General features: G+C 31.8%; 4 protein-coding genes. 2 read left to right on the top strand and 2 right to left on the bottom strand.

The annotated features are described in order from the left end of the window. Positions 1-27: 27 nt before the first annotated feature. Both ACFQ0S_RS01290 and ACFQ0S_RS01285 read left to right on the top strand, forming a co-directional pair. The gene (locus ACFQ0S_RS01290; RefSeq protein ID WP_379755185.1) at positions 28-1317 is read left to right on the top strand and encodes a YCF48-related protein; all 1290 of its coding nucleotides are present in this window, start codon (positions 28-30) and stop codon (positions 1315-1317) included. Between the two features lie 106 nt (positions 1318-1423). Next, entirely contained in the window at positions 1424-2434 is a 1011-nt protein-coding gene (locus ACFQ0S_RS01285; RefSeq protein WP_379755651.1) for a 3-oxoacyl-ACP synthase III family protein, read from the top strand. An 86-nt stretch (positions 2435-2520) separates the two neighbouring features. Here the strand turns inward: ACFQ0S_RS01285 and ACFQ0S_RS01280 are convergent, their stop codons facing one another. After that, positions 2521-7134 (bottom strand): choice-of-anchor L domain-containing protein, encoded by a 4614-nt coding sequence (locus ACFQ0S_RS01280; protein ID WP_379755189.1) that lies wholly within the window; start codon positions 7132-7134, stop codon positions 2521-2523. A gap of 284 nt (positions 7135-7418) precedes the next feature. After that, entirely contained in the window at positions 7419-12014 is a 4596-nt protein-coding gene (locus ACFQ0S_RS01275; protein WP_379755192.1) for a T9SS type B sorting domain-containing protein, read from the bottom strand. Between the last annotated feature and the right edge of the window lie 215 nt (positions 12015-12229).

The following is a 12229-nucleotide window of genomic DNA, read 5'->3' as shown; positions in this document are numbered from 1 at the left end:
GTATAATTTTGGTAAAAATATTTACAGTTGAGAAAGGCCTTTTTTTTACTATTACTTTGCTCTATTTCCTTGACAGCCCAATTGCAGTGGAGACCATTGAACTCTATAGTTTCTAACGGAAATAATCAACGTTTTGATGATGTTTTTTTTCTAAATAATGATTTAGGGTGGGCATTAAATGGCTCTAATGCGGCGGTTTATAAAACTACTGATGGTGGTGACACATGGATAAACCAACTATCAGAACTAACTACAGCATTACCTGAGAATTATTATTTCAGAAATATAGAATTTCTTAATGAAAATATAGGTTTTGTCGGAACACTTAATGGTGTTTTTCTAAAGACAGTAGATGGAGGAACCAATTGGACAAAAGTTACTAGTTTTTCAACAAACCCACCTGCGATTTGTGGATTAGATGCTGTTGGGACATCAACTATTTATGGTTGTGGAGCTTATTTTTCGCCAGCTTACATTATTAAATCTATTGACAGTGGCGAAACCTGGCAATATATAGATATGAGTACATATGCAAATGCACTCGTAGAAATTTTATTTCAGGATGAAAATGTAGGTTTTGTAGCTGGTAAAAATGATAAAGGAGGAGTAATTTTAAAAACAACAGATGGAGGAATGACTTGGGAAGAAGTTTTTAATACTACAATTCCTGGAGAGTATGTATGGAAATTAGAACTATTACCATCAAATTCAAATATTGTTTTTGGAGCAGTTGAATCTGTAGCTCCTCTTAAGGGAAAACTTGTTAAATCAACAGATAATGGTATTTCTTGGATTAGTAAAGAACTACCGTATACTAGTATTCAGGCTGTTGGGTTTGTAAATGAAAATCACGGATGGATGGGTGGATATACTGAGGCAGTAACAAGTATGCCCTTTTTAGAAACTATTGATGGGGGAAATACATGGAGTGAAATAGGAGTAGGCAGTAATTTAAATAGAATATTTATCATTAATGATCAGTTAGCATATGCTTCAGGAACAACAATTTATAAATTAAGCGATACTAATTTAGCAACTCCCAAATTTTCAGAAAGCAATAGAAAGGCTTTAATTACATTTGTTCAACCAAACCCAATTAAGGATAAATTGAATCTTACGGTAATTTTTGATAAAATTGATCATATAGTTATTGAATTGTATGATGAAAGTGGACGATTTATAAAAATGCTTCAAAAAGATGAAATCAAAAGAGCAGAAACGATGAATTATACTTTCGACTTTCCCTATCCTAAAGGGGTTTATATTCTAAATCTTCATAATGATACAGGTAGGCAGTCTGTAAAGTTTGTCAAATAGCTTTTAATTTTGTCGATATCTAGAAAAATACTATATTGTGAGATGTATATTATATAGATTCCAATAATTTATCCTTTAAATTCTAACAAAATAATAAAACAGTATGATGTACCATTCAAAAATATCAGGTCTTGGTTACTTTGTTCCCGAAAATATTGTTACAAATGATGATTTATCAAAGATTATGGATACCAATGACGAGTGGATTCAGGAACGAACAGGTATAAAAGAGCGAAGACATGTCCTAAAAGGAAGTGGAGAAACCACAACTACTATGGGAGTAAAAGCAGCACAAATTGCAATTGAACGTTCAGGAGTTGCAAAAGAAGATATCGATTTTATTGTTTTTGCAACAATTTCGCCTGATTATTATTTTCCAGGACCTGGCGTGGCACTTCAAAAAGAGTTGGGTCTTAATACAATTGGAGCATTAGATATTCGTAATCAATGTTCAGGTTTTGTATACGCCTTGTCAGTTGCCGATCAATACATAAAAACTGGAATGTATAAAAACATATTGATTGTTGGTTCAGAATTACAATCTCTGGGGTTAGATATGACCAATCGAGGTCGAAGCGTATCAGTTATTTTTGGAGATGGAGCAGGAGCAGCAGTAATTAGCAGAGAGGAAGATAGTACTAAAGGAGTGCTGTCTACGCATTTGCATTCTGAAGGAGAGCACGCAAAAGAGTTAGCTGTTTTAGCACCAGGAATGGGGGGGCGTTGGGTATCTGATATTCTTGCTGAGAATAATCCAGATGACGAAAGTTATTTTCCTTATATGAATGGTCAATTTGTATTTAAAAATGCGGTAGTTCGTTTTAGTGAAGTAATTAATGAAGGGTTACAGGCCAATAATTTAAATGTTTCAGATATAGATATGTTAATTCCACATCAAGCCAACTTAAGGATTTCACAGTTTATACAAAAGAAGTTCGGATTGAATGACGATCAAGTTTTTAATAATATTCAAAAGTATGGCAATACTACGGCCGCTTCTATACCAATAGCGTTGACTGAAGCGTGGGAGTTGGGTAAAATTAAATCCGGTGATTTGTTGGTTTTAGCAGCTTTCGGAAGCGGATTTACATGGGCAAGTGCAATAATTAGATGGTAGTTTAAATGTTTTAGATATCAAAAAACCCGAAGTCATCTTCGGGTTTTTCTTTACTAATTCAAACAAAACATTAAAATAAAACACAATTATCTTTTCATCGCAAAATGGGATTTAAATTCTGTAACATTACCATCCTTTTCATAAAATATAGTAAACCAATAATCAGTAGAAGGCATGTTTTGACCAGAAAAGGTTCCGTCCCATCCGGAGTCACTAGGTTTAATTTCTTTAATTATTTTACCATAGCGATCAAATATTCTTATAACAGCATCAGATTGTCCGCTTAAGGATGAAATATTCCAGGTGTCATTAACTCCGTCTCCATTAGGGGTGAAGTATTTAGGATAATTAACAGTTAGAACTTGAATAGTTGTATTTCCACAACCATTTTTATCTGTTACAGTAACTGTGTGTATGCCAGTAGCCACATTTTCAAAAACAGGTTCCTCTTGAAAGGAACCAAAATTAAGTTGGTATTCATAAAATCCTCCTACTCCTTGAGCATCAATACTTATATTTTGATTGTCTGAAAAATCTTCTGAAACAGTGTAGGAAACTTTAGCTGCTTCAGATGGTGAAACTTCTAATACAATAGGAAATGAAGAACATCCCGTTTTTTTACTAGTTGCAATTAAAGTATAATTGCCAGGTAATTTAGCTTCATAAGTACTATCTGTACCAACGATTTTGCCTGATGCATCAAGCCATTTAAAAGTATGATTTATATTGTCTAAACCACTAGGAATTATATATGATTTTAACAGTGAATTTGTTTTACTATCTATACAAACTATTCCTCCTTTAGGATAAGGGATAGGTGCTTTAATGACAGTAATCGAAATGTTTCTTAAATCGTAGCAGCTATTTGCTAAAGAATTATTTACTCTTGCATAAACTAGCGGTAGGTTAGTTTCATTTAAATCATTTCTTTCTGTAGCTGCATCTTCAGGATTAGCATAATATTTTACAGAAAATTCAGTTGTTTTTTGATTTCCTAATACTGTGGTATTTAGTTTTGTTAAATCAAAATTAGTTATTCCATCATTTTCACCATCTTCATCACAAACAGTGGTTAATCCGTTAGGCACAGGATAAGCTACTGGTTTAGGTATGATGGTTACAACAAATGAACTTTCACCATAACATACTGGATTAAATGGAGATGGGGCATAAATGTATATTGTTCTAGAATTGGTTATTAATTCATTAATAGCAAGACGTAAACCAGTTCCAGAAGGACCACTGTAATAAGCACCAACCTTTAACTCAGGTAATCTATAATTTTCACAAACCGTTACATTAGATAAATGATCTACATTGAATACATTTATGTAGAAACTTTTCTCGTCATAGCAATTAGGTGTAGTTGTAGTTTGTGCATACATGTATATCTTTTGACTCGAAGTTATCACATCATCTTCATTTAACATGGTACCAGTACCGTTAGGCTCTGTAAAATAATTTCCAATGCTTAATTCAGGAAACATGAAAGAATTACAAGTGTAAACATCAGGTACAGCAACTACTTTTGGAGTTTTATTAATTGTAACAACAAATACATTTTCATCAGTACAATTAATTCTTTCTCCAGATTCTACATAGACATAAATGGTTTGAGTTTTAGTTATTACATCACCTGCATTCATAAAAGTTCCTTCACCACCATTTGGGCCATTTGGCTGCGAATAATAATTTCCGTTTTTTAGGGCTGGTAAAGTATAACTATCACAGGCGTTAACATCTTCTGGCGCATCTGCTTCAATAGAGAAAATATTAAGTTTAAAACTATTCTCGTCTGAACATTTTGTTAGTGGGTCTGTTGCGAATATATAAATTGTTTGCGTGCTAGTTATTTTCGTTCCTGCGGTAAGTTTAGTTCCTGTACCGCCAGGCCCTGTATAATAGTCTCCTATTTTTAGTGGAGTCAATTCATAAAAATTACAAATATCAATATCTGATCTGGAGTCTATCCTAGGTTTTTGATTAACAGTAACTTTAAAACTAGATTGATTGCTACAAGAAAGTCCAGAACGGTTAAAAATATAAATAGTTTGTGTTGAAGTAATCACATCACCCGCATTTAACAATCTTCCAGTTTCATTAGGTCCGGTATAAAATTTCCCTTCATTTATTAGATTTGGGAGTGTAAAGCTTTCACATGCGGTTACATTATTAAGGATATCAATTTTTGGTTGCCCAATATTCAATTTAAAGTTTGTAAAATCGGTACAATTAGGTGTTTTCGCATTTTGTACGTATATATATATTGTTGTCGATTCGTTAATTAAGGATTCTTCTTCTAATTCTGTTCCAGTTCCAGCTGGTCCCGTATAATATTTTCCAATGGCTAACTCAGGCAGGGTATAGCTACCACATTGCACTATATCTCCTGGAGTTTCTATTCCTATAATAACTTTGAATGAAGCTTCAGAATTACAATAATAAGGAGAACCTGAAGTAGAGAACACATATACTTTTTGTGAATTGGTCAAAATAGTTCCAGCCTCTAATTTTGTTCCACCTCCTGATAGTTCTGTATAATAATTTCCTGCGGATAAAGGGGGTAATGTGTATGAATCACAGTCAAATACATTTTTAAAGGTACCAACATTTTGTATTGGAGTAATTGTAACAGTAAAGTCAATATCTATTTCACAAAAAGGTTCAGTTAGAGTTTTATAATAGAAATATAGTTTTTTTGTTTCAGTTATCTTTGTTCCGATTGTCAATTTGGAATTCTCCTTTCCATGGGGTTCGCTATAATAATCACCAAATGGCATTTTTTTCAATATATAAGAATCACAGTAGTTATTACTTTTTGGTAAATCGGTTTCATCAATTATTGTAATTTTAAAAAATGATGAAGAAAAACAAGTATCAGGGCCGCCTGGTTGATTGAATATAATAATAGTTTGCGTTTTATCAATACTATCTCCCTCAAAAACAGGAGTGGATTTCATACCAAATGAATCTACTAAGAAATAATTTCCATTAGTTAGTGGTTGCAAAATATAACTAGTACAAGCAGTAACATCTAATAGTTTATCTACTAATGGAGACTGATTAACAATTAATTTAAAACTGGTAATGCTATAACAACTGTTGTCAAATTTGTTTTGAACTCTTGCATAGATTACTGTATCATTAGATCCTACATACGAATTTCTGTTTAATGCGTTAGTATTGTTGTTAGCATTCAATAAAGACATGTGATATGTAATTTCATTCGTTGAATCAGATTGACCATTTAAGATGTGTTTATTTTGATCAGCTAATCTAAAAACACTTGTAGTAATTGTTGAAGAAGTAGAACATTTAACAAAATCTTCAGGTTGATTTGCAACAGGAGGTTTTGTAACTAACAATTGAAATGACTTAATAACATCATAACAAGCATTATTGCGATTTCTTATTCTGACATAAATAGTTTGTCCTACAGTGCCTGTATAATTTAATGGTAATTTATTAGTGTCAGAATTAGCATCTGCCAAAGAGATATAGTAGTCAACGTCTGTAGAAGGGTTTATTAATCCAGATCTAACGACATCAGTATTTATAGATAAATCATATAGGTACGAACTTGCTTCAGTATCGCATTTGTAAAGATTTATGGGGTCTTTGGTTACTAATTGCATAAAATATTCAACATTTATAAAGTCAGTCGTGGGTAGGCAAGAGCTTGATATTTTTTCATAAGTTACACCGTATGTGCCTGTTTTAGTAACTACTAAATTTTCATTAGTAGCTCCAGGAATGATGACTCCATTTCTACTCCATTTAAAGGTGTAATCTGTTGGACTAAGATTTGTTGTTAATGTATGGCTACCATTGAAGCATATAGCAGTATTGTTAGCAATTGTTAAATCTTGTCCTAAAACATCTTGCCCTATATTGAAAGTATCAGAAGCAATAAATATAGCTGAATCAGATCCTGAATCAGTTCTATCTGCAATAACCAATTTAATATGATAAGGAGTATTTGTTTTTAATAGAGCAGAAGCATTTAGTAATTTTGTTTGTCCATTAAAGTTCGTTGCAGAATCATTTGCTGCAGAATCACCATTAAAACTTCCAAAATATTCCACATTTGCTGACGGACAAGAAGAGTTGTATAAGTAATCCCTTATGGTAACAACCGATATAGGCTGGTTTGTTTTTGGAACTAATGCTAGGTTTGTAGTAATTCCTGTGCTCATATCGGTTAACAAAAAGGCAAATGCGTCAGAAAACTGACATTGAAAATTTCCATATTCTTCGGAGGCAAAAAGGAATTCAAAACTAAAATTGGGAGATATTGGTGTAAAATCAAATTCAATAACTGTTGCATTTACAGAATTCATTTTTATTCCAGATTGAAATAATATTTTTTCTAAATCAGAATCTCCAGGCCAATTTGCAGCTCCTTCATTTAATTCAGATTTATTTGGACCAATAGCACTAGTAACAGCACCAGTACTTAAAACTACCCCAGATTTCATTGGGAATTTTGGATTGGTATTAGTAAAATATCCTATCCCGTTAGAAGATCCAAAATTTGCACCCGTAGTTGATGACACATTTGTTGCAGAAACACAAGGGGAATTAATTAGTACAGTATTTACTAATTCTGGAACAGTATAAGTGCTAGTATTAACCGTAATTGCTTGTGAAAAACAATTTACACTAATTACTAAGAATAGGAGATGTTTTAATTTTTTCACGATGGCTTGATTTAAATTAATGTCTGTTTTTGTTTGACAAATATTTCAATACCTCCGCTTAAATGCAAATTTAATCGATAAACTACATGATTTTTAATTTATATATTATAAAATTCTTACAAATAATGATGTCGACATTTGAATTTTTTATTTTATTTTAATACGGAATAGCCAAGTGATATAAGTTTTAATATCATTTCAAGCAAAATTAAAATTTCAAATTTTAAACATAAAAATCAGTTTTTAGTTATTCAGTTTATTTTAATAATATATAAAAATCAGAATTATCTTTTCAATGCAAAATGAGATTTAAATTCTTTAGCATTACTATCTTTTTTATAAAATATAGTAAACCAATAATCACTAGAAGGCATGTTTTGACCTGAAAAGGTTCCGTCCCATCCGGAGTCACTAGGTTTAATTTCTCTAATCATTTTACCATAGCGATCAAATATTTTTATTATTGCATCAGATTGTCCATTTAAGGAAGCAATATTCCAAGTGTCATTTACACCATCTCCATTTGGGGTGAAGTATTTAGGATAGTTAACAGTTAGAACTTGAATAGTTGTATTTCCACAACCATTTTTATCTGTTACAGTAACTGTGTGTATGCCGGTAGCCACATTTTCAAAAATAGGTTCCTCTTGAAATGAACCAAAATTCAGTTGGTATTCATAAAATCCACCTACTCCTTGAGCATCAATAGTTATATTTTGATTGTCTGAAAAATCTTCTGAAACAGTGTAGGAAACTTTAGCTGCTTCAGAAGGTGAAACTTCTAATACAATAGGAAATGAAGAACATCCCGTTTTTTTACTAGTTGTAATTAAAGTATAATTGCCAGGTAATTTAGCTTCATAAGTACTATCTGTACCAACGATTTTGCCTGATGCATCAAGCCATTTAAAAGTATGATTTATATTGTCTAAACCACTAGGAATTGTATATGATTTTAACAGTGAATTTGTTTTACTATCTATACAAACTATTCCTCCTTTAGGATAAGGGATAGGTGCTTTAATGACAGTAATCGAAATGTTTCTTAAATCGTAGCAGCTTTTAGCTAAAGAATTATTTACTCTTGCATAAACTAACGTTAGGTTAGTTTCAGTTAAACCATTTCTTTCTGCAGCTGCATCTTCAGGAGTAGCATAATATTTTACAGAGAATTCAGTTGTTTTTTGAGTTCCTAATACTGTGGTATTTAGTTTTGTTAAATCAAAATTAGTTATTCCATCATTCTCACCATCTTCATCACAAACAGTGGTTAATCCGTTAGGCACAGGATAAGCTACTGGTTTAGGTATGATGGTTACAACAAATGAACTTTCACCATAACATACTGGATTAAATGGAGATGGGGCATAAATGTATATTGTTCTAGAATTGGTTATTAATTCTCCAATAGCGAGACGCAATCCTGTTCCAGAAGGACCACTATAATAGGCACCAACATTTAAATCAGGCAATATATAGTTCTCACAAGTTGTTATATTAGACAACTCGTCTACATTAAAAATAGTTGCTTTAAAACTTTTTTCGTCAAAACAATTAGGTGTAGTTGCAGTTTCTGCATACATATATATGGTTTGATTGGTTTTTAACACATCCCGTTCTTTTAAAATGGTACCAGTTCCGTTAAGACCTGTAAAGTAATGGCCAATGCTTAATTCAGGAAGCATGTAAGAATTACAAGTGGAAACATCAGGTATTGCTACTACTTTAGGAGTTTTATTTATAGTTACAACAAATACATTCTCATCAGTACAATTAATTCTTTCTCCAGATTCAGTATAAACATATATAGTTTGAGTTGTTAAAATAATATCACCAGCTTTCATAAACGTTCCTTCACCACCATTTGGTCCACCTGGTTTTGAATAATAATTTCCAATTTTTAAAGCGGGAAGTGTATAACTATCGCATGAAGAAACGTCTTTAGGAGCATCTGCTTCAATAGAAAAAATGTTAAGTTTAAAACTATTTTCATCTGAACATTTTGTTAGTGGGTCTGTTGCGTATATATAAACTGTTTGAGTACTAGTTATTTTAGTTCCTGCATTGAGTTTAGTACCTGTACCTCCAGAGCCAGTGTAATAATCACCATGAGAAAGAGGCGTTAATTCGTAAAAATTACAAATATCTATGTCTGATCTAGAATCAATTCGCGGTTTTGAATTTATTGTGACTTTAAAACTAGACTCATTGCTACAAACTGCTGTTGATCTCTTAAAAATATAGATAGTTTTGGTGGTAGTTATTACATCACCAGCATTGAGAATTGTGCCAGTTTCATTTGATCCTGAATAATAAGTGCCACTTGTTAGAATTGGAAGAGTATAGCTCTCACAAGCAACAATATCCTCTAAAACATCAATTTTTGGTTGGCCAATACTAACAGTAAAACTAAAGTTATCGGTACAATTTGTAGAGCTACTACTTGGTACAAAAACATAAATTTTCTTGTCCTCAGAAATTAGTGTCCCTGCAGGAATACTATTTCCTTTTCCAGCGGGTTCTAAATAATATTTTCCAATAGGTAAAGAGGGTAGTTTATAGCTTCCGCATTGTGCTATTTCACTAGGAAAATCAATACCAATAACAATTTCAAATGAACTTTCAGAATTACAGTAATGAGGCGAACCAGATGTTGCAAAAACATATATTCTTTGTGAAGTTGTTATCACCGTTCCTGCTCTCAATCTTGATCCAGTTCCATTTGGTTGAGTGTAATAGTTTCCAACTGATATAGCTGGCAGGGTATATGAAACGCAATCAAAAACATTTTCAAATTTAACTACTTCTAGGATTGGAACTATAGTAACAGTGAAATTAACATCTAATTCACAAAATGGTTCTTTAGTTGTTTTATAGTAAAAGTAAATAGTTTGAGTTTTAGTAATGGATGTTCCGAATGCAATTTTAGTTCCTTTTCCATTAGGTTCAGTATAATAATTACCATAAGTTATGGTTGGTAAATTATAGTTTCCGCAATATGTTCCACTTTTAGGGACATCAGTATTGGCATCGATAATTGTAATTTTAAAGCTGCTAGAAGAAGAACAACCTAGAGGGTCAGGTTTGTTATAAATGTTTATAGTTTTTGTTTCAGATACAACGTCTCCAGCTGTTAGCTTTGTTCCACTTCCATTCGTTCCAGAATAGTAATCTCCATTAATTAATGTTGGTAAAGTATAACTTGTACATGCTATTACATTTTCTAGTTTATCTACTGATGGTAAATCTTTTACAAATACTTTAAAACTTGTAGAAGTATAGCATGTGTTGTCGTTTACATTATCTACTCTAGCATAAATTGTTGTATTATCTACTAATATTTCTTGATTAAAATTGATAGGATTAACTTCTTTATTTGCATTTTCCTGAGAAAAATAGTAGTTTACTTTGTATAAAGTTGTCGACTGTCCGTTTAGTATGTAAATATTTTGTTTATTGAGTCTAAAAATTGCTCTATTTGAACCAATTTCTCGAGCACATTCATACATGTCATCTGGTTGTTTTGCACTAGGAGCAGGACTTGTTAATAATCTAAACGATTTTACAATAAAACAAGGATTATTATGATTTTTAATTCTTACAAATACAGTTTCACCAGGTGTACCATTATAAATTGATGGTAATGCATCTAAAGAAGAAGTTGCATCAGAAATGCTTTTGTGATAACTAACTTCTGTTAATGGATTTAATCCTGTTTTAATAGTTCCAGTATTTAAAGATAAATCATATAAGTAAGTTGCAGCCCCTGTATCGCATTTAACTAAATTAACAGGGTTTCTAGTTACAATTTGTGGATAAAATTCAACAGTAACTAAATCAGTTATTGCTTCGCAACTTTTCGATTTTTTTTCATAAGTAACTCCGTAAACTCCGCCTCTATCAACAGTTAATGATTCTGTGGTTTTTCCAGGAATTACAGTTCCGTTTCTTGTCCATTTGAAATTGTATTCTAATGGGCTAAGATTTGTATTTATAGTTTTAGTGTCTCCAAAGCAAATTGCAGATTTGTTAGCAATTGTTAAATCTTGCCCTAAAACATCTTGCCCTATATTAAATGTATCAGAAGCAATAAATATGGCTGAATCTGACCCTGCATCGGTTCGGTCTGCAATAACTAACTTAATATGATATGGGGTATTCGGTTTTAATAGTGCTGACGCATTTAATAATTTGGTTTGTCCATTAAAGTTAGTTGCAGATCCGTTAGCAGCAGAATCTCCATTAAAACTTCCAAAATATTCCACATTTGCTGACGGACAAGAAGAGTTGTATAAGTAATCTCTTATAGTGATAACCGATATAGGCTGGTTTGTATTTGGAACTACTGCTAGGTTTGTAGTAATTCCAGTACTCATATCAGTTAATAAAAAGGCAAATGCATCAGAAAACTGACATTGAAAATTTCCATATTCTTCCGAAGCAAAAAGGAATTGAAAACTAAAAGCGGGAGATAGTGGTGTGAAATCAAATTCTAAAACTGTTGCATTAGTTGATTTCATTGAAATACCTGATTGTATTAATGTATTTTCTAAATCAGAATCTCCCGGCCAATTTACAGCTCCTTCATTTAATTCAGATTTATTGGGACCTACAGCACTAGTTACAGCACCAGTACTTAGAATTACTCCAGATTTCATTGGAAATTTTGGATTAGTATTAGTAAAATATCCTATCCCGTTAAAAGATCCAAAATTTGTACCAGTACTTGATGATATATTCGACGCAGAAACACATGAAGAGTTAATTAATACTGTATTTACTAATTGTGGCACAGTATAAGTGTCAGTATTAACAGTAATTGCTTGTGAAAAACAATTTCCACTAATCACTAAGAGGAAGAAGAGTATTATTTTTTTCATAATAACTTAAATTTAATTCTAGTACTGTTTTTTTGACTTGACAAATATTTTAATTTTATCGTCAAAATGCAAATATAATCGATGAAATGCATAATATTTAATAAATTACGTGTAAAAAACTTACAAAAATATAATTTCATATAATGCTTTTATCAATGACAATTACTATAAAAAGAGAATAGTAAAATAGTATTAATAGCCAAAAGGCATTTGAG

Origin of the sequence: Flavobacterium myungsuense, from assembly GCF_042677265.1 — a bacterium.
Taxonomy (GTDB): Bacteria; Bacteroidota; Bacteroidia; order Flavobacteriales; family Flavobacteriaceae; genus Flavobacterium; species Flavobacterium myungsuense.
The sequence above is the reverse complement of the archived record's forward strand: the minus strand, read 5'-3'. Positions and strand labels throughout refer to the sequence as shown.